The sequence below is a fragment of the Carboxydocella sp. ULO1 genome, from assembly GCF_002049255.1.
Taxonomy (GTDB): Bacteria; Bacillota.
The window spans coordinates 1-395 of sequence record NZ_BDLQ01000106.1 but is presented as its reverse complement, the minus strand read 5'-3'; the positions used below and the strand labels follow the sequence as shown (position 1 = coordinate 395).

Here is a 395-nt window from a genome sequence, read left to right as displayed (position 1 = left end):
CGTTCACGTTCGCCGGGCAGCTCTGGATCATCGGTTACGTAATCTCGCATAGTCTCCACGTACTGCTTCAATAGATCCACAGCTGCTTCTAGGCTGATAAATCCACCCTGCAAGGCTGTATTGAGCGCATCCACCACAGTCTTGAGCGTATCGGCATATTCTTTCTCATCTCTGTCCACAACAGCATCCCAGGTTATGGCCACATCGTAACTAGCAAACTTCTTGCCCGTCGCCTTGCTATACATCACCAAGAGCATACGGCCCAAGGTTTGCCAACACTCGGTCACCATTTCACGCTTCCTGGCCACTCTACGGATTAGGAGCGGCATCTGCTCTTTCACGCTGGCATGGCTGGAAGGAGTATGAACGCCAAAGGCAAACTCTGGCACTTCAGA

The 395-nt window shown here is 51.9% G+C and carries 1 pseudogene; it reads right to left on the bottom strand.

From position 1 onward, the window contains the following. Positions 1–395: pseudogene (locus ULO1_RS12095) on the bottom strand (phage portal protein); the annotation flags it as partial.